Source organism: Phenylobacterium sp. (assembly GCF_036563285.1).
GTDB lineage: Bacteria > Pseudomonadota > Alphaproteobacteria > Caulobacterales > Caulobacteraceae > Phenylobacterium.
The window spans coordinates 198,154-215,222 of record NZ_DATCMR010000005.1 but is presented as its reverse complement, the minus strand read 5'-3'; the positions used below and the strand labels follow the sequence as shown (position 1 = coordinate 215,222).

Here is a 17,069-nt window from a genome sequence, read left to right as displayed (position 1 = left end):
TCAACGGCTTGAGCCGCGTGCGAGAGTTCCGGCGTTCCGTATGGGAAAGCCGATGCGTCCAGTGATCTTCGTCCCTGTCGCGCTGGCCGCCATGGTCATCGCCGCCGCCGCCCTTGCGGCCGACACGGAGCCCGGCTGGCTGAAGAAGCCCACCGCCGAGGACCTGCTGTCGGTCTGGCCTGCGGAGGCCGCGCGGCGCGGGATCGGCGGCAAGGCCACTGTTGCCTGCACCGTCACCGCCCAGGGCGCGCTGCGCGACTGCAAGGTGGTGTCTGAGACCCCGGCAGGCTCGGGCTTCGGCGCCGCGGCCATCGCGCTGACGCCGCAGTTCCTTATGAAGCCGGCGACGAAGGACGGCATCGCCGTGGCGTCCGAAGTGCGCATCCCGATCAACTTCGACAACGGCATGCGCGGCTCGATGAACCGTCTGCCGCAGCGGCTGGACGCGTTCCAGACCCGGCTGATCACCAACATGCCCTGGATCGAGGCGCCCACGGTGGCGGACGTCCGCGCCGTCCTGCCGCCCGCGGCCAAGACCAAGACCGCGCGCGTGACCCTCGACTGCAGGGTCGCCAAGGACGGCCGGCTCACCGGGTGCGACGCGGCGCGCGAGGAGCCCTCGGGCCAAGGCTTCGCCAAGGCCGCAAAGGCGCTGGTCGGCAAGTTCCGCGCCCCCACCGACGACGGCAAGGGCGGCTCCCTGGTGGGGGCTCACGTCCACCTGCCTTTCACCTTCGCCCCGGAGATCGCCAACGCCGCCGCGCCGCTGATCGGTAAGCCGCAGTGGGCCGCCCTGCCGGGCGGCGAGGACATCGACCGCGTCGCCCCCCAGGCGGCGCGCAAGGCCGGCGTGCTGAAGGCCCGTGTGGTGCTGGGTTGCACCGTGGGCGCTGGCGGGACCCTGACGGATTGCAAGGTGAAGACCGAGGAGCCGTCCGGCCACGGTTATGACGCCGCGACCCTGGCGCTGGCCCAGCGGTTCAGGCTCTCCGTCTGGTCCGCCGAAGGCCTGCCGACGGTGGGCGGGCAGGTGAACGTGCCCGTCCGCTACGACCTGCCGCCGCTGGAGACCGCCGCCGCCGGTCGTTAGCGCCCGCGCCACCAGCGCAGGCCGGCGCGCTCGGCCACGTCGAGCAGGGCGTAGAGCACCGCGCCCATCACGCCGAGCACCACGAGGGCGGCGAACATCCGCGCCGTCTGCAGCTTGAAGCTGGCGTCCATGATCCGCCAGGCCAGCCCCTGCACCTTCCCGGACCCGGCCACGAACTCGGCCACCACCGCGCCCACGATGGCCAGTCCCGCGGCCACCTTGTGGCCCTGCAGCACGAAGGGCACGGCCGACGGGACCTGCAGCCGGAACAGCCGCTGCAGCGGCCGCGCGTCATAGAGGTCGAACAGCCGCGACAGGTCCGGGTCCACCGCCTTCAGCCCGGCCAGCGCGCCCGAGTAGATGGGGAAGAAGGCGACCACCACCGCCAGGGCGACGACGGCGCGGCCGGGATGGTCCGTGCCGGCCCAGATGTTAACCAGCGGCGCGATGGCGATCACCGGCGTCACCTGTAGCACCACCGTCAGCGGCTGGACCGCCCGCTCCAGGATGCGGCTCAGCGCCACCGCGAGGGCCAGCGCTTGCGCCAGGAGACTGGCGATGACCAGCGCCACCAGCGCGTTCGAAAGCGTGTACCAGGCCGCCTTCAGCAGGCTGGGCGTGTCCTGCGCCAGGCTCTGCGCGACCTTGGATGGCGGCGGCAGGAAGTAGGCGGGCACGGCCAGCGCGCGGCAGGCGATCTCCCACCCCCCGAGCAGCACCGCCAGGAGCAGCACCGGCGCCAGGATCTCCGCAAGGCGCCTCACGCGGCCATGCCCTGGGCGAGCAGCCCCGACACCAGTTCGACAGTCTGCCGAAAGGCCTCGCTGGTCCGGAAGCCGGGCTGGCGCGGGATCGGGCCGGCGACCGGCGTCTCGCCGGCGATCCGCCCCGGTCCGCGCGTCATCACCACGACGCGCGAGGCCATGTAGACGGCCTCCTCCACATTGTGGGTCACGAAGACGATGGCCGGCCGCGATTGCGCCCACAGGGCCAGGACGTCGTCGGCGAGCGCGCGGCGGGTGATCTCGTCGAGCGCCGCGAACGGCTCGTCCAGCAGCAGCAGGCGGGGCTCGGTGGTGAGCGCCCGGGCCAGCGACACGCGCATAGCCATGCCGCCGGAAAGCTGGCCTGGCCGCGCGTTCTCGGCGCCGGCCAGCCCGACCCGCGCCAGCGCCGCGTCGGCCTTTTCCCGGGCAGGCCGCCGTGGCGTCCCGGCGAGCTCGAGGGGAAGGGCCGCGTTGGCGCGCGCCGATAGCCACGGCGCGAGCGTCGGCGCCTGGAAGACCACCGCCGCCTCGCCCGGCGCGGGGCGTCTCAGCGCCTCGCCGCCGGTAGGAGCCTCCAGCCCCGCCAGCAGCCGCAGCGCCGTCGACTTGCCGCATCCGGACGGGCCCACCAGGGAGACGATCTCGCCCTCCCGCACCGCGAGGCTGAACGGGCCCAGCGCCTTGCCGCGCCCGGCGTAGTCGACCTCGACCTCCCTGATCGACGCGATCGTCACTTAGCCGCGGCCACGAACTGCAGGGTGTAGGCGCGGCGGTAGTCCAGGTCCTTGGGATAGACGCCCTGGCCGGCGGCCATGTCGAAGAACGTTTTCCAGCGCGCGTCGGTCATCGCGCCCACGCCCAGGGCCTGGGCGTCTCCGCCCTCCACGATGGCGTAGGCCTTCAGCTTCTCGCGCGCCTGGTTGAGCACGTCCTGGCTCATCTCCGGATTGTCCCTGCGGATCAGGGCGTCGGCCTTCGACGCATCGCCGTGCAGGTAGTCGCGCCAGCCGGCCGCGCTCGCCTCCACGAAGGCCTTCACGGCCGCCGGGTTCTTGGCGATCAGGCTCTCGGGGGCCAGGACCATCGTGGCGTAGCTGGGATAGCCGTTGTCGGCGAGCAGGAAGACCTTCGGCTTCAGCCCGGCCTCCTTCTCGATGGTGTAGGGCTCGGACGTCACATAGCCCTGCTGCGCCACCCGCTTGTCCGCCAGGAACGGCGCCGAGGAGAAGGCGTACTTGCGCACCTGGTCGTCCCTGAACCCGTACTTGGCCTTCAGCCAGACCCAGAAGGCCGTGACCGAAGCGTCCGACAGCAGGATGGAGCGCCCCTTCAGGTCGGCCAGCGTCTCGATCCCCTGGTCCGGATGGGCGATCAGCACCTGCGGGTCCTTCTGGAAGAAGGCCGCCACCGCCTTCACCGGCACCTGTTCCTGCGCCAGGTTCAGGACGATGAAGCTGTTGGACCCCATGCCCATGTCCACAGCGCCCGCGGCCAGCAGCTGCGGCACGTTCGAGCCCGGCCCGCCCTGGACGATCTGCACGTCGAGCCCGCGCTTGGCGTACTCCCCGTTGGCCAGCGCCTGGTAGAAGCCGCCGTGCTCGGCCTGCGCCCGCCAGTCCGTCGCGAAGCGGATCGCCGTGCGTCCCGCCGCCGGCGCCTCAGCCGCCTTCTCCCCCGCCGAACAGGCGGCCAGCACCGCGGCCATGGCGACGGCGATAAGACGCAGCACTTTCATTTGGACGCCCCCCGATCAGGCGGCGGAGCCTACGGTTCCAAATTCGATGCAGCAATTCCTTGGAGGTTCCGCTGGAGCGACAGCATGATCCAGTCGGCTGCGACAGGCCCTGTCGTCGCCCTCGATCTTTGAAAGCGTGAATCGTCGTCGCGCGGCGCGCGGGAAAGCGGGAGGTGTCCTGCCATTCCATGTCGCTCGTTTGGGGGCGGCAAGCGCAGGCCCAGATAGCAAGAAGGCGGCGCTCCGGTTGCCCGAGGCGCCGCCTTCTCATCCAGATCCGTTGGGGGATCTGTGCTGAAAGGTCGAAGCGTGAGTTCGGTTAGCGGGTCGCCCCGCAGGTTTTCCTCACGATCGGTGCCTCTTTTCGAAGCTGGTCCCGGGTCGCCCCGGTTCCGTGCCTCGGAAGAAGCCTTCTGCTCGTTTGAGCTTTCCGGTCGCCCGTTCCGCTCCGCGCCGCAGTCCCTCTCGGCAAGTTGACGGTGCGCCCTGATCCCCATACTGGCAAGCACCCGAATCGCGCCGCCCCTCGAGGGGTCGTCAACAATCTGTGAATACATGGTTAACAACCTGTGGATAACTTGCAGGTTGCTGAACGAATGCAGCGGCTAAAGTAATCCACAGGAAAGCGGGGGCCGGATTAGCGTCCCGCCTCCAGCGCCTCGCGCCGCTCCTCCAGCGCCAGCCACTCCTCCTCCGCCTGCCCGAGTTGGGCGCGCGCGGCGTCCAGCGCCTTGCTGAAACGGTCGAAGGCGGCGGGGTCGCGGGCGTAGAGGTCCGGATCGTGCAGCGCCTTCTCCAGCGTGGCGATCTTGCCGGGCAGCTCATGGACCGCGCGGTCCAGCTCCTCCAGCCGCCGCTGCTCCTTGTACGACAGCTTGGTGGCCTTCGCCGGCGCGGGCTTCGCCGCCGCCGCGGGAGCCTTCGGCGCAACCACCTCCCGGACCCCGAAGAAGCCGGGGTTCTGGCCGATGAAGTCCTGCCACCCCCCCGGCGTCTCCACGGCGCGCCCCGTGCCGTCCAGGCCGATCGTGGAGGTGGCCAGGCGGTCGATGAAGTCGCGGTCGTGGCTCACCAGGATCAGCGTGCCCTCATAGTCGGCCAGCAGGTCCTCGAGCAGGTCCAGCGTGTCCATGTCCAGGTCGTTGGTGGGCTCGTCGAGCACCATGACGTTCGCCGGCCGGGCCAGCGCCCGGGCCAGCAGCAGTCGGTTGCGCTCGCCGCCGGACAGGCTGCGCACCGGCTGGCGCAGCTGGTTCTCGGTGAACAGGAAGTCCTTGGCGTAGGACACCACGTGCCGCGGCGCGCCGCGCACCATCACCTGGTCGCCGCCGTGCGGCAGCAGCACCTCGCGCAGGCTGGTCTCCCCGGAGAGGTCGGCGCGCGCCTGGTCGATGTAGGCGATCTCCAGGTTGGTGCCGAGCTTCACCTCGCCGGCGTCGGGCGCAAGCTCGCCCAGCAGCAGCTTCACGAGCGTGGTCTTGCCCGCTCCGTTCGGTCCCACGATGGCCAGCCGGTCGCCGCGCAGGATCCGCGTCGAGAACCCCTTCAGGATCACCCGCTCGCCGAAGGCCTTCGAGATGCCCTTGGCCTCGGCCACCCGCTGGCCGGAGACGCCGGACGAGGCGAGCCCCATGTTCAGGCTGCCGCGGGCCTCCTTCATCCGGTCGGTCATGTCCTGGCGCATCTGCAGCAGGCGCCGTCGGCGGCCCTCGTTGCGGGCCCGGCGGGCGGTGACGCCGCGGGCCAGCCAGTGCTGCTCGCGCTGGATGGCGCGGTCCAGCCGCCGGGCCTCCTCGGCCGCCTGCGCCTCGATCTTCTCGACCCACGCGTCGAAGTGGCCGAAGCCCTTGTCGAGCCTGCGCACCTGCCGGTGTTCCAGCCAGAAGCAGCGGGCGGTCACCCGCTCCAGGAAGGCGCGGTCGTGGCTGACGATCAGGGTCGCCGCCCGGCACGCGCCGAGCTCCGCCTCCAGCGTCTCGATCGCCAGGATGTCCAGGTGGTTGGTCGGCTCGTCCAGCAGCAGGACGTCGGGGTCCTCCGCGAACGCCCGCGCCAGCGCGGCCCGCCGGATCTCCCCGCCGGACAGCCCCTGCGCCGGCTTGGCCGGATCCAGCCCGAAGGTGGCGAGCTCCGCCTCCGCCCGGTGCCGCTCCGCCCCGCCCGCCGTGGCGTGGTCCAGCACTGTTTGCCCCACGATCTCAGGCTCCTGCGGCACGAACGAGATGCGCGTCGCCGGCTGCACCGTGCGCTCGCCGTCGTCGGCCTCGATCAGCCCCGCGATGACCCGCAGCAGCGTCGACTTGCCCGCCCCGTTGCGGCCCACCAGGCAGGCGCGCACGCGGGTATCCAGCGCCAGGTCGACGCCGTCGAACAGCATCAATGGACCGTCGGCGAGCCGGACGTCCTTCAGGGCGAGGATGGGCGCTCTCATCAGGCGGGCTCAGATAGAGGCTTCGGCCTGCGGCGGAAAGCCCGCCCGGTCTTGGGTTCGCCGCACATCGGGGCTAGATGGCGCCCATGGCCGGCGAACCCTTCTGGCGACGCAAGTCGCTCGAGCAGATGACCGCCGCGGAGTGGGAGAGCCTCTGCGACGGCTGCGGCCTCTGTTGCCTGGTCCGCTTCGAGGACGAGGAGACCGGCGAGATCATCCCGACCCGCGTGCACTGCAAGCTCTACGACCCCCACGCCTGCACCTGCACCGACTACGCCAACCGCCGCGCCCACGTGCCCGACTGCATCAAGCTCACCCCCGGGAACATCGAGGCGCTGGAGTGGATGCCGAAGAGCTGCGCCTACCGCCGCCTGCACGAGGGCCGCGACCTCGCCTCCTGGCACCCCCTCATCTCCGGCGACCAGGAGACCGTGCATACCGCCGGCGTCTCGGTGCGGGGCCAGACCATCAACGAACGCGCGCTCGCCGACCCCGAGGACGCCCTCGACTTCGCCGCCTGGGACCTCGTGGACGAACGCGGTCGGGAGTAGCTTGACGCTCCCACTCGCCGCGCCTTCTGGGGCCGGGGCGGCGTGGTCGATCCAGCGCCGGTCATGGACGTCATGCTGCCCTGGATCCGGCAGCACGCGGCCGCAAAGGACTAGCCGGGGAACCATCGCCGGAGGCGGCGGTTCAGACTTTCGCCAGACTGGTCGGAGGTCCCTGATGCTATTGCAGATTTTCCAGCGCCTGTTCGCGCTGGCGTCGCTCGCCGTTTTGGCGTTCGGCGGCTACCTGATCTGGTCCTGGTTCGAAGTGCGCGACGCGCTCGGGCCGGACGGGGGCGATGCGTTCGACACCCAGGCGTGGCGGCTCTGGCTCGGCGGCGCGCTGGTCGCCTGGTCGTTCCTCGGCAAGCTGCCGGTGAAGATGCTGCTGGGCCGCCAGGAGAACGACTGGGAGCGCCTGCGTCGACTGCCGGGCGCCACCGTCACGACGCCGACCGGCGCCAAGCTGCACGTCGAGCGCTCGGGTCCGGAAGACGCGCCGGTGCTGGTGTTCGTGCACGGCTGGGGCCTCGAGGCCGGGACCTGGTGGGAAGCCCGCCAGATGCTTTCCGAGCGCTACCAGGTGGTGACGTACGACCTCGCCGGCCTCGGCAAGTCCACCCAGTTCGCCGACCGCAGGTACAGCCTGGAGAAGTTCGCCGACGACCTGCTGGAGATCGTCGGCCAAGCCTGTCCGCGCAAGGTGATCCTGGTCGGCCACTCGATCGGCGGCATGATCATCCAGACCTTCTGCCGCCGCTATCCGGAGACCCTGAACCGGCAGGTGGCCGGCATCGTCCTGGAGAACACCACCCACGAGGATCCGAGCCGCACCACGGTGCTGGGCGAGGGCCTGCACGCCATCAAGCCGCTGCTGGAAGTGGCCATGCGGCTGGACATCCCGCTGCAGCCGCTGGTGTGGCTGATGAACTGGCAGAGCTACCTCTCCGGCAACACGCACCTGGCCATGCGCATCGGAGGATTCGGAACGCAGCCGACGAAGGCCCAGCTCGAGCAGGTCGCGCTGGCCGCCACCCGCAACCCCCCGGCGGTGCAGGCGAAGGGGAACCTCGCGATGATGCATTGGGAGGCCACCGGCGACCTGCCCACGATCCGGGTGCCCGCGCTGGTGTTCGTCGGTGGCAAGGACATCGTGACAGTGCCCGCGGCCGGGGAGACCATCGCCCGGCGTCTGCCTCAGGCGAAGGCGGTCTATGTGGAAGACGCCGGCCACCTCGGCCCGATGGAGCTCGCGGAGACCTACAACGCCGCCATCGCCAGCTTCGCGGACGAAGTGTTCACCCGTGGCGCGCGCTACGCCGACGGGCCGGTCGAGGCCACGACGATGGACGCTCCGGATGCCGGCGTACGCCAGCCGCCGCAGGAGCCACGGCCCTTCATGTGATATGTGGCAGAAATGTCACATCGCCCCTTGCGTGCAACCGGCGGCGGACCAATCTACAAGGCGCGGATTGATCGGCTATGACGAGGGAAGACCTGTTGACGCGCGACCCCTATCAGGAGCTGGGCGTCTCCCGGACTGCGAGCGCGGACGAGATCCGCAAGGCCTTCCGCAAGCTCGCCAAGCAGCACCATCCCGACACCAACCCGGGCGACAAGGGCGCCGAGGAGAAGTTCAAGCGGGTCAGCGCGGCCTTCGACATCGTCGGCGACCCGGACAAGCGCAAGAAGTTCGACGCCGGCGAGATCGACGCGGACGGGCGTGAGCGCGCCCGCGGCTTCTCGGCCGGCGGCCGCAATCCCTGGGCCGACCCGCCCGGCGGCGGCGGCTTCCGTTCGCGGCGCGGCCCCTACCAGTCGGAGAGTTTCGAAGGCGTCGACCTCAACGACATCCTGGGCGAGATGTTCGGCGGCGGCCGCGGCGGGTCGCGCGGCGGCGGCGCCGGCGGCGGCTTCGGCGGTTTCTCCCAGCGCGGCGCCGACGTCCGCGCCAAGCTGGAGATCGACCTGGAGGACGCCATCCGCGGCGGCAAGCAGCGGATCGCCTTCTCAGACGGGCGCACCATCGACGTCACCATCCCCAAGGGCGCCCAGGAGGGCCAGACCCTACGGCTGAGGGGCCAGGGGGCGCCGGGGCGCGCCGGCCCCGGCGACGCCTTCATCGAGCTGGCGTTCCGCCCGCACCCGATCTACCGCCGCGAGGGCGAGGTGCTGGTCATGGACCTGCCGGTGACGCTCTACGACGCGGTGCTCGGCGGCAAGGTCGAGGCCCCGACGCCGGACGGCCCGGTCCAGCTCACCATCCCGAAGGGCGCCAACACCGGCGCGCGCCTGCGGCTGAAGGGCCGCGGCCTCTCCGACCCGCAGGGCCGGCGCACGGACCTCTTCGCCCGCCTGGTGGTCGTCCTGCCCGACGCCGCGGACGCGGAGCTGGAGGCCTTCGCCGAGCAGATGCGGCAGAAGCGGCCCTACACGGCGCGCCGGCGCACGTGACAGAACCACGCACCGGCCCCATAAACCCCGTATTCAGGCCCGGTTCAGTCCCGGCCGCGTACATCTAGGGCCATGAAACGCTTTCTTGTCATAGCGGCGCTGCTCGCGGCCACGGCGCCTGCGCCGGCGGCGTTCGCGCAGGACAACGACCGGCCGGCGGCCTGTCGCCAAGTCCCGCTGTCGCGCGTTCTTGACACGATCGGCTCGCGTACGCCGGGCCGGCACCTGAACACGACGATGGGCGACGCCGGTGGCCGCCTGGCCTACTTCGTCCAGTGGCAGACGCCGGACGGGCGTGTCGTGGTCTTTGTCGTGGACGCCTGCTCCGGCCAGGTCATCGGCCGTCAGTAGGCTTGGGCCGCTGGGGAACAGAAGAAGGGACGCGAAGTGCGCATCCTGCTTGTTGAAGACGATCCCGACCTGTCCCGCCAGCTGAAGCTGGCGCTGGCCGACGCCGGCTACGCCGTCGACCATGCGCCGGACGGCGAGGAGGCGCAGTACCTCGGGGAGAACGAGCCCTACGATGCGGTCATCCTCGACCTCGGCCTGCCCAAGGTCGACGGGGTGTCGGTGCTGGAGCGCTGGCGGCGGGACAATATGACGACGCCGGTGCTGATCCTCACCGCCCGCGGCGCCTGGAGCGAGAAGGTGGCTGGCTTCGACGCCGGCGCCGACGACTACCTGACCAAGCCGTTCCACACGGAGGAGCTGCTGGCCCGCCTGCGCGCCCTGCTGCGCCGCACCGCCGGCCACGCCAGTCCCAACCTGGAGTGCGGCGGCCTGCGTCTCGATCCCCGGGCGGCGCGGGCCAGCGTCAACGGCGAGCCGCTGCGGCTCACCTCGCTGGAGTACCGCCTGCTGCACTACCTGATGATGCACCAGGGCCGCGTCATCAGCCGCACGGAGCTGGTCGAGCACCTCTACGACCAGGACTTCGACCGCGACTCCAACACGATCGAGGTGTTCATCGGCCGGGTCCGCAAGAAGATCGGCTCGGACCGGATCGAGACGGTGCGCGGCCTGGGCTACCGCCTGACCTGCCCCGCGGAAGAGGTGGGCCAGCAGACGGCCAATCCGTGACGCCGTGAACCTGCCGGGGGCGCTGGCCAGGCCGTCGCTCGCCCGGCGGCTCGTCATCCTTGCGCTGGGCTGGAGCCTCGCGGCGCTGCTGATCTCTGCGGTGGTGCTGAGCCTCGGCGTGCAGCAGGTGGGCCTGCGCCGCACTGACGAGAGCCTGGCCGAGCTGATCGACCAGCTGCTCACCGGCACGACCATCGAGAACGGCGTCCCCTTCGCCCCGGTGCTGACCGACCTCAGGGCCTCGCGCGCCTACTCCGGCCGCTACTGGCAGATCCTGGTGCCCACGGCGGGTGGCGGCCTGCAGCCGGTGGGGCAGCAGTCCTACTCCTTGTTCGGCGCCGTGATCCCGACGCCTCCCGACCTGCTGGCGCGGCTGAAGGCCGATCCCAGCGAGCCCGTCGCCTACGACACCCGCGGCCCGCAGGGCGAGGCCGTGCGGACGCTGGCCCGCTACGCCGAGATCCAAGGCGTGCCGGTGATCTTCGTCTACGCCGAGGACCGCTCGTCCATCGACCGCGACATCCGCTACTTCATTGTCTGGACGGCCGGCGCCTTCATCCTGCTGGGCGCGGGCCTGGTCGCCGCCATCGTCGTCCAGGTGCGGGTGGGTCTGCGCCCGTTGTTCGCGCTTCGCCGCGAAGTGGCCGAAGTCCGCCGCGGCAAGGCGGAGCGGCTGGCGGGATCCTACCCCTCCGAAGTCGCGCCGCTGGCGGACGAGCTGAACGCGCTCCTCGTCCACAACCAGGAGGTCGTGGAGCGCCAGCGCACCCACGTCGGCAACCTGGCCCACGCGCTCAAGACGCCAATCTCGGTGATGGTCACGGAGGCTTCCCAGCGGCCGGGGCCGCTTGCGGAAGTCGTCACCCGGCAGGCGGAGACCATGCAGCGGCAGGTGGACCACCACCTGCGCCGCGCCCGCGCCGCCGCCCGCACGCAGGGCATGGGCGAGCGCACCTCGGTGGCCGAGGTGGTGGACGAGCTTGCGCGGACGCTGGAGCGCATCTTCCGCGACAAGGGCGTCGCCATCGACTGGGACGTCGGCGAGGACCTGTTCTTCCAGGGCGAGCGGCAGGACCTGCTGGAGATCGCCGGCAACGCGATGGAGAACGCCTGCAAGTGGTGCAAGGCCAAGGTCCGCGTCCGCGCCGAGCCCGCCGGCGCCGAGCGCTTCCGCCTCACGATCGAGGACGACGGTCCGGGCCTGCCGCCCGACCTGCGTGAGGAGGTCATCCGCCGCGGCGCCCGCCTGGACGAGAACGCCCCCGGCTCCGGCCTGGGCCTGGCCATCCTGGACGAGCTCGGCCGCGCCTACGGCGGATCCCTGAAGCTCGGCGACGCCCAGTTGGGCGGTCTGCTGGTGCAGATCGACCTTCCGCAGGCGGAGGCCTGATCCCTTAGGCTTCGGAAAACCTTAACCCGCGATTGGGCATCTTCTTCACTGTGCGGGCGTGCGTCCCGCCCCTGGAGCCGTGCATGGTCGCTCTTTCCGAGCGCAAGATGGAGATCGTCCGGACGCTGGTCACCGGCGCGCCCGACAGGATCGTGGATGGTCTCCACCAAGCGCTTGCGGACGCGAGCGGGGACACGCCGCTGGCCACCGTGCGCCGCCTCGTGGAGAACGAGGTCCGGGACCGACGCCTGCGCAACATCGTGCTGCAGCCCATCGCCCCCATGTGCGTCGGCGACGGGCGCGACACCCATGGCCTGACGTTCCCGTCGTTCGTCCTCGGCCTGCTGTGGAAGGGCCTCAAGGCCGTCGCCCCCCAGGAGATCGAGAAGGCGGCCGTGGCGCTCTACGACTTCCGGCCCGGCGAGAGTTCGCCGGCGCCCTTCGACGCCCTGGTGAAGATCGCCTGCGATGCGGTCCGGGCGCGCGATCCCAAGGAATTCCGCCTGGCTTCCGATCTGTGCGACCAAGCGCGCGACGGCGGCGCCGGCATCCTGATCTCCTGCCTCGAGATCGCGCCCGTGGTGCGCCGCTCCACCGTCCGTTTGCCCGAGTGGATCGCCCACTTCGGCGAGGAGACCACGGCGGCCGCACGGCTCGCCTATCGCGACGCCTGCGCGGTCTCCGACGACGGCGGACCGCGCTACTTCGAGATGATCGCCGCCCAGATGCCGCACCCGTGGATGGTGCTGCGCGTCATTTCGGCCGTCATGGAGAAGCCGAACGAGCGCTACCTGGCGGAATCCGAGCTGGGCGCCTTCGCCGAGCGGGTCATGGCGGACATCGACGAGGCCCTTCGGGCCATCTCGCAGCTGGACATCGACGCGGGGCCGGACGCCTCGAAGTCCGCCGCCACCATGGTCGAGCTGGTGACCCTGCAGGTGGCGGAGCTGGAATCCACCATCGAGCTGTCCCGTGAGGAAGGCTGGGGCCGGCGGCTGCACAAGCAGAAGAACTCGCTGGCCACTGTGGTCGAGGGCCGGATCCGCGACGCCGAGAAGTACGTCATCACCTCGCTGCCGACCCAGCCGCCGAAGCTGCGGCGCATGCGCCGGTCGATCCCGCGCCTGTCCATTGCGCCGGACAAGAAGATCGTCAGCCGGGCCATGACCCTGCTTCACTTCGCCCGCGAGATCCGCTCGAGTGCCAACTACGGCGGCTTCGCCTCCGCGCGCGGCAAGATGCTGGAGAAGGTGGGCGACCACCTCGACCATTACGTCGAGGAGGTCCTTGACCTCATCAAGACCGGCGACGCCGAGAGCGAGAGCGTCGCGCGCGAGTTCCTGAACGTGGTGGCCGAGTACAGCCGCCTGGTGCGCGACGACAAGGCCGCCGACCTGGTGCGCCGCCGCGCCGCCGCGGCGCACTTCCCGGAGACGCCCGCCGCGCGCGTCGGCTGAGGCCCTCGCCCTGGATCGAGCTTTCCGCTAAACGGCCCGGCATGATCGCCTTCTGGGTGGTCGCCGGCGTGCTCTCCGCCCTGGCGGCCGGCCTCATCCTCTTCCGGGCCGCCAAGGCCGCCGCCGCGCCCGAGGCCGCGGACCCGACTCCCATCCTCTACCGCCGGCAGCTGTCGGAGATCGACGACCTCGCCGAGCGTGGCTTGATCGGTGAAACGGAGAAGAAGAGCGCCTACGCCGAGGCCGGCCGCCGGCTGCTCTCGGCGGCCGAGCGCCCAGGCGAGGGCTGGAGCAGCGGCCCGGCCGCGCGCCCGGCGCTGATGGCCGCCGTGGTGGCGGCGCCGGCTCTGGCGCTGGGGCTCTACCTGTGGCTGGGCGCGCCCGGCTTCCCGGACCAGCCGTTCGCGAAGCGGCTGGAGACCTGGAAGGGCTGGGTGGCGACCGATCCGGGCCGGCTCGGCCCCGCCGAGGGCGCCGCGCTCATGGAGCGGGTGGCCAAGGAACGGCCGAAGGACGCCGAGGCGCAGCGGGTGCTGGCGATGATGCATCTCGCCGCCCAGAACCCCGGCCAAGCCGTCCGCGCCCTGGAGCGGGCGGTCGAGCTCGCGCCCGAACGGGCAGACCTCTGGTCCACCCTGGGCGAGGCCCTGGTGTTCCGGGACGGTGACGTGACCCCCGCAGCGGAGGCCGCCTTCCAGGAGAGCCTCAGGCGCGACCCGGCGGGGATATCGGCCCGCTTCCACCTGGCCCGGGCGCGCATCGCCCGCGGCGACAAGGTGGGCGGCGTGGCCGAGTGGCGGGCCCTGCTGGCCAGCCTGCCTGCAGACGACGAGCGCCGGCCGGTGCTCATCCAGGCCATCGCCGAGGCGGAAGCCCAGCCGCAGACGCCCTCGGTGGCCGGCTCACAGATGGCGGCGATCCGCGGCATGGTCGAAGGCCTCGCCCAGCGGCTGCAGACCGATCCCGACAATCCCGACGGCTGGGTCAGGCTGGTGCGCGCATACGCGGTGCTGGGGGAGACCGGCAAGCGTGACGAAGCCTTGAAGACTGCCCGTGCGCGTTACGCCTCGAGACCCGATATCCTGGAACAGCTCGCCACGGCGGCGGCTGCGGAACCCATGCGATGAGTTTGCTTCCCAAATCCCCCAAGGCGCGTCGGCGCCTCACCCTGATCGCGGCGATCGCGCCCGTGCTGGCGCTGGCCGTGGGCCTCACCCTCTGGGGCCTGAGGGACTCGATCTCGTTCTTCTACACGCCCTCGCAGGCCGACGCGGCCAAGCCGCCGCCGGGCCGATCCATCCAGCTCGGCGGCCTTGTGGCCCAGGGTTCGGTGGTGAAGCACGCCGACGGCCGCGTGGAGTTCACGGTTCAGGACCAGGCCGCCGTGGACCGCGTGGTTTTCCAGGGCGACCTGCCGGACCTGTTCCGCGAGGGCCAGGGCGTGGTCGCCGTGGGCGCCTTCCGCCAGGACGGCGTGTTCGAGGCCACGCGGGTGCTCGCCAAGCACGACGAGCGCTACATGCCGCGCGAGGTCTCCAAGGCCCTGAAGGAGCAGGGCGAGTGGTACGGCGAAGGCGGCAAGCCCCAGCATAAGGCGCCCGCCACATGATCGCGGAGATCGGCGCCTTCGCGCTGATGCTCGCGCTGGCCTTCTCAGTGGCGCAGGTCGGGCTGTCGGCCGCCGCGCGGATGCGGCGCTCCACGGTGCTGGCCGCGGCCGGCGAAGGCGCAGCGCTGGCGGCCTTCGCGGGCGTGGCGCTGGCGTTCGCCGCCCTGATGCACGCCTTCATCGTGTCGGACTTCTCCGTGGCCAACGTGGCGGCCAACTCGCACACGGCAAAGCCGCTGCTGTATCGGGTGGCCGGGACCTGGGGCAGCCATGAAGGCTCCATGCTGCTGTGGTGCCTGGCGCTCACCGGCTTCGGCGCCCTGGCGGCCGGGCAGGGCAGGGGCCTGCCGCGCGCCCTGAAAGCGGTGACGGTGGCCGTGCAGGGCTCCCTGGGCGTGGTCTTCCTGGCCTACACCGTGTTCGCATCGAACCCGCTGGCCAGGGTGGCCAACCCGCCGGTGGAGGGCCGCTCGCTCAATCCGCTGCTGCAGGACCCGGCGCTCGCCGTCCACCCGCCGTTCCTCTACGCCGGCTACGTCGGCTTGAGCGTGGTCTTCTCCCTGGCGCTCGCCGCCCTGATCGAAGGCCGCGTGGACGCCGCCTGGGCGCGCTGGGTGCGGCCGTGGACGCTCGCGGCCTGGAGCATGCTTACCGTCGGCATCACGCTCGGCGCCTTCTGGGCCTACTACGAGCTGGGCTGGGGCGGCTGGTGGTTCTGGGACCCGGTGGAGAACGCCTCCTTCATGCCCTGGCTGGTGGCCACCGGCCTCCTGCACTCGGCCATCGTGACGGAGAAGCGCGGCGCGCTTTCCGGCTGGAGCGTGTTCCTGGCGGTGGCCGCCTTCACCTTCTCCATGCTGGGCGCCTTCCTGGTGCGCTCGGGCGTGCTGACCTCCGTTCACGCGTTTGCGGTGGATCCCACCCGCGGCGTCCTGCTGCTGATGATCCTGGGCTTGTTCGCGGGCGTCGGCTTTGCGCTGTTCGCCTGGCGCGCGCCGGCGTTCGCCCAAGGCGGCCTGTTCGCGCCGGTGAGCCGCGAGAGCGCCCTGGTGCTCAACAACATCCTACTGGCGGCGGCGACGGCCACGGTCCTGCTCGGCACCCTGTTCCCGCTGATCCGGGAGGCCGCCACGGGGGAGGCGATCTCGGTGGGGCCGCCGTACTTCAACCTGACCTTCACCCCCCTCATGGCGGCGCTGATGGTCCTGCTCCCGGCCGGTCCGCTGCTGGCCTGGAAGCGCGGCGACGCCCAGGGCGTGGCGCAACGGCTCTGGACCGCGGCCCTGATCGCGTTGGTCGTGGCGCTCGCCACCTATGCCCTGGTGAGCCCAAGGAAAGCCTTCGGCGCGGCCGGCATCGGCATCGGCGCCTGGCTGATCGCCGGCGCGGTGGCCGAGATCTTCGAGCGTACGCGAGCCTTCCGCGTCCCAGCGGCAGAGACCTGGCGGCGCCTGACCGGATTGCCGCGAGGCGCCTGGGGCATGACGCTGGCGCACCTGGGGCTCGGCGTCTTCGTGCTCGGCGCCTGCTTCGAGACCGGCTGGAAGGCCGAGGCCGCCGAGACCCTGCCGCTGGGCGGCGTGATCAACGTCGGCGCCTACCAGGCGCGGCTGGACCGGGTGGAGCCGGTCGAGGGGCCCAACTACGACGCCGAACGCGGCTACATCACCGTCACGCGGAACGGCGAGCCGATCTGCTCCGGTACGCCCGAGCGCCGGCTCTATCCTGCGGGCGGCCAGACCACCTCGGAGGTCGCCATCTGCTACCGCGGCCTGTCCCACCTCTACCTGGTGCTGGGCGAGCGGCGCGACGCCCGGGCTGAGCCGGTGTGGCTGGTGCGCGGCTACTGGAACCCCTGGGCGTCCTTGATCTTCCTCGGCCCGGTCCTGATGGGCCTGGGCGGCCTCGTCTCCCTGTCGGACCGCCGCCTGCGCATCGGCATCGCGCGCCGCACCCAAGAGCAGCCGGCATGAGGCTGCGGCGCGCCCTGGCGGCCCTGGCCGCCGTGTTCTGCATGGCCGCCGCCTCGGACCCCGCCGAGAGGCTCCCGGACCCGGCGCAGGAGGCGCAGGCGCGGGAGATCTTCCGCGACGTGCGCTGCCTGGTCTGCCAGAACGAGTCCATCGACGACTCCGAGGCGCCGCTGGCGCAGGACCTTCGCAAGCTAGTCCGCGAGCAGGTGAAGGCGGGCCGTAGCGAGACCCAGATCAAGCGCTATCTGACCGACCGCTACGGCGAGTTCGTGCTCCTGCGCCCCAGCTTTTCGACGGGAAACCTGGTGCTGTGGCTGGCCCCGTTCGCGATCGTGCTGCTCGGCGCGGGCCTGCTTCTGGCCAGGCTCCGGAACCGAACGCCGGACACGGAGCTAAGCGAGGAGGAGGCGGAGCGGCTACAGCGTCTGGCGAACAGCGAAATACCGCCGACATGATTGCGCCCAATATCGGACGCGAAGCCGAACGCAGGGTGACCTAAACGTAACTTGAGAGCGGTTGCGCTCTCGTGCATCGA

Annotated in this window: 16 protein-coding genes; 12 read left to right on the top strand and 4 right to left on the bottom strand. The window is 71.2% G+C overall.

Going from position 1 to position 17,069, the window contains the following annotated elements; all coding sequences use genetic code 11:
* The first annotated feature begins 52 nt into the window (after positions 1-52).
* Positions 53-1,090, top strand: a complete 1,038-nt coding sequence (locus VIL76_RS04245; RefSeq protein ID WP_332043751.1) for a TonB family protein — start codon at positions 53-55, stop codon at positions 1,088-1,090.
* On the opposite strand, the gene VIL76_RS04240 is transcribed toward VIL76_RS04245, so the two are convergent.
* From VIL76_RS04240 to VIL76_RS04225, 4 genes are all read right to left on the bottom strand, one after another.
* Positions 1,087-1,854 (bottom strand): ABC transporter permease, encoded by a 768-nt coding sequence (locus VIL76_RS04240; protein ID WP_332043750.1) that lies wholly within the window; start codon positions 1,852-1,854, stop codon positions 1,087-1,089. The genes VIL76_RS04245 and VIL76_RS04240 overlap by 4 nt on opposite strands.
* Positions 1,851-2,591, bottom strand: coding sequence for an ABC transporter ATP-binding protein (locus VIL76_RS04235; RefSeq protein ID WP_332043749.1), 741 nt, complete (start codon positions 2,589-2,591; stop codon positions 1,851-1,853). Before VIL76_RS04235 ends, VIL76_RS04240 begins: the two co-directional genes overlap by 4 nt.
* Positions 2,588-3,592, bottom strand: a complete 1,005-nt coding sequence (locus tag VIL76_RS04230) for an ABC transporter substrate-binding protein (RefSeq protein ID WP_332043748.1) — start codon at positions 3,590-3,592, stop codon at positions 2,588-2,590. Before VIL76_RS04230 ends, VIL76_RS04235 begins: the two co-directional genes overlap by 4 nt.
* Before the next feature lie 637 nt (positions 3,593-4,229).
* Positions 4,230-6,023: an ABC-F family ATP-binding cassette domain-containing protein gene (locus VIL76_RS04225; RefSeq protein WP_332043747.1), complete on the bottom strand. Its 1,794-nt coding sequence runs from the start codon at positions 6,021-6,023 to the stop codon at positions 4,230-4,232.
* An 86-nt stretch (positions 6,024-6,109) separates the two neighbouring features.
* Between VIL76_RS04225 and VIL76_RS04220 the strand changes: the two genes are divergently transcribed.
* The 11 genes from VIL76_RS04220 (at position 6,110) to VIL76_RS04170 (ending at position 16,989) form a co-directional block, all read left to right on the top strand.
* Positions 6,110-6,574: a YcgN family cysteine cluster protein gene (locus tag VIL76_RS04220; protein ID WP_332043746.1), complete on the top strand. Its 465-nt coding sequence runs from the start codon at positions 6,110-6,112 to the stop codon at positions 6,572-6,574.
* Positions 6,575-6,749: 175 nt separating this feature from the next.
* A complete protein-coding gene (locus VIL76_RS04215) occupies positions 6,750-7,976 on the top strand; it encodes an alpha/beta hydrolase (protein ID WP_332043745.1) in 1,227 nt (408 codons plus the stop codon).
* A gap of 95 nt (positions 7,977-8,071) precedes the next feature.
* Positions 8,072-9,025, top strand: a complete 954-nt coding sequence (locus VIL76_RS04210; RefSeq protein WP_332043744.1) for a J domain-containing protein — start codon at positions 8,072-8,074, stop codon at positions 9,023-9,025.
* Between the two features lie 72 nt (positions 9,026-9,097).
* Entirely contained in the window at positions 9,098-9,376 is a 279-nt protein-coding gene (locus VIL76_RS04205) for a hypothetical protein (RefSeq protein ID WP_332043743.1), read from the top strand.
* Positions 9,377-9,412: 36 nt separating this feature from the next.
* Positions 9,413-10,105 (top strand): response regulator transcription factor, encoded by a 693-nt coding sequence (locus VIL76_RS04200; RefSeq protein ID WP_332043742.1) that lies wholly within the window; start codon positions 9,413-9,415, stop codon positions 10,103-10,105.
* 4 nt (positions 10,106-10,109) lie between these two features.
* Positions 10,110-11,495, top strand: coding sequence for a sensor histidine kinase (locus VIL76_RS04195; protein WP_332043741.1), 1,386 nt, complete (start codon positions 10,110-10,112; stop codon positions 11,493-11,495).
* 83 nt (positions 11,496-11,578) lie between these two features.
* Positions 11,579-12,952: a hypothetical protein gene (locus VIL76_RS04190; protein WP_332043740.1), complete on the top strand. Its 1,374-nt coding sequence runs from the start codon at positions 11,579-11,581 to the stop codon at positions 12,950-12,952.
* A 41-nt stretch (positions 12,953-12,993) separates the two neighbouring features.
* Positions 12,994-14,079, top strand: a complete 1,086-nt coding sequence (gene ccmI, locus VIL76_RS04185) for a c-type cytochrome biogenesis protein CcmI (RefSeq protein WP_332043739.1) — start codon at positions 12,994-12,996, stop codon at positions 14,077-14,079.
* The gene (ccmE, locus tag VIL76_RS04180) at positions 14,076-14,561 is read left to right on the top strand and encodes a cytochrome c maturation protein CcmE (RefSeq protein WP_332043738.1); all 486 of its coding nucleotides are present in this window, start codon (positions 14,076-14,078) and stop codon (positions 14,559-14,561) included. The genes ccmI and ccmE overlap by 4 nt, the downstream gene beginning before the upstream one ends.
* Positions 14,558-16,534 carry a heme lyase CcmF/NrfE family subunit gene (locus VIL76_RS04175; protein ID WP_332043737.1) on the top strand — a complete coding sequence of 659 codons (1,977 nt, stop codon included), beginning with the start codon at positions 14,558-14,560 and terminating at the stop codon, positions 16,532-16,534. The genes ccmE and VIL76_RS04175 overlap by 4 nt, the downstream gene beginning before the upstream one ends.
* Positions 16,531-16,989: a cytochrome c-type biogenesis protein gene (locus tag VIL76_RS04170; protein WP_332043736.1), complete on the top strand. Its 459-nt coding sequence runs from the start codon at positions 16,531-16,533 to the stop codon at positions 16,987-16,989. Before VIL76_RS04175 ends, VIL76_RS04170 begins: the two co-directional genes overlap by 4 nt.
* Positions 16,990-17,069: the final 80 nt, after the last annotated feature.

What these genes read in the sequence shown, in the direction of transcription:
- VIL76_RS04170 (WP_332043736.1), top strand. Translation starts at nt 16,531, where the DNA reads ATGAGGCTGCGGCGCGCCCTGGCGGCCCTGGCCGCCGTGTTCTGCATG.
- VIL76_RS04220 (WP_332043746.1), top strand. Translation starts at nt 6,110, where the DNA reads ATGGCCGGCGAACCCTTCTGGCGACGCAAGTCGCTCGAGCAGATGACC.
- VIL76_RS04190 (WP_332043740.1), top strand. Translation starts at nt 11,579, where the DNA reads ATGGTCGCTCTTTCCGAGCGCAAGATGGAGATCGTCCGGACGCTGGTC.
- VIL76_RS04175 (WP_332043737.1), top strand. Translation starts at nt 14,558, where the DNA reads ATGATCGCGGAGATCGGCGCCTTCGCGCTGATGCTCGCGCTGGCCTTC.
- ccmI (WP_332043739.1), top strand. Translation starts at nt 12,994, where the DNA reads ATGATCGCCTTCTGGGTGGTCGCCGGCGTGCTCTCCGCCCTGGCGGCC.
- VIL76_RS04230 (WP_332043748.1), bottom strand. Translation starts at nt 3,592, where the DNA reads ATGAAAGTGCTGCGTCTTATCGCCGTCGCCATGGCCGCGGTGCTGGCC.
- ccmE (WP_332043738.1), top strand. Translation starts at nt 14,076, where the DNA reads ATGAGTTTGCTTCCCAAATCCCCCAAGGCGCGTCGGCGCCTCACCCTG.
- VIL76_RS04225 (WP_332043747.1), bottom strand. Translation starts at nt 6,023, where the DNA reads ATGAGAGCGCCCATCCTCGCCCTGAAGGACGTCCGGCTCGCCGACGGT.
- VIL76_RS04205 (WP_332043743.1), top strand. Translation starts at nt 9,098, where the DNA reads ATGAAACGCTTTCTTGTCATAGCGGCGCTGCTCGCGGCCACGGCGCCT.
- VIL76_RS04245 (WP_332043751.1), top strand. Translation starts at nt 53, where the DNA reads ATGCGTCCAGTGATCTTCGTCCCTGTCGCGCTGGCCGCCATGGTCATC.
- VIL76_RS04215 (WP_332043745.1), top strand. Translation starts at nt 6,750, where the DNA reads ATGCTATTGCAGATTTTCCAGCGCCTGTTCGCGCTGGCGTCGCTCGCC.